This is a genomic window from Psychrobacter sp. TB20-MNA-CIBAN-0197, assembly GCF_040309765.1.
Lineage (GTDB): Bacteria > Pseudomonadota > Gammaproteobacteria > Pseudomonadales > Moraxellaceae > Psychrobacter > Psychrobacter submarinus.
In genome coordinates this window covers 1-236 of sequence record NZ_JBEOPC010001389.1, presented here as the reverse complement: position 1 = coordinate 236, position 236 = coordinate 1, and the positions used below count along the sequence as shown (strand labels likewise).

1 protein-coding gene is annotated in these 236 nt (G+C 63.6%); it reads left to right on the top strand.

Annotated elements, in window-relative coordinates; translation table 11 throughout:
* A partial coding sequence (locus AAEY83_RS18520; protein ID WP_351061634.1) for a hypothetical protein occupies positions 1–219 on the top strand: 219 nt, incomplete at its 5' end.
* Positions 220–236 lie beyond the last annotated feature (17 nt).

The window sequence follows — 236 nt, the reverse complement described above, 5'->3', positions numbered from 1 at the left end:
CTCCAGCCCTCGGTATTGCCAGAGGCTGCGGTCGAGGACGATGAACCGGTATCGCTCCCGGAACTGCTGGTGAGCGATGGGTTGCAGCAATTGTTGCAGTCTAGCGAGCCGTTGCTGTTGCTGTGCCTGATGCCGGGCGGTGGCAGCTTCAACCACTGCGCCGAGTCCGTTTGCAGTTGCCGGCTGCTCACCGCGCTTGAACAGAGCAGCGCACGATGAGCGGCGCGGCGCTAGAG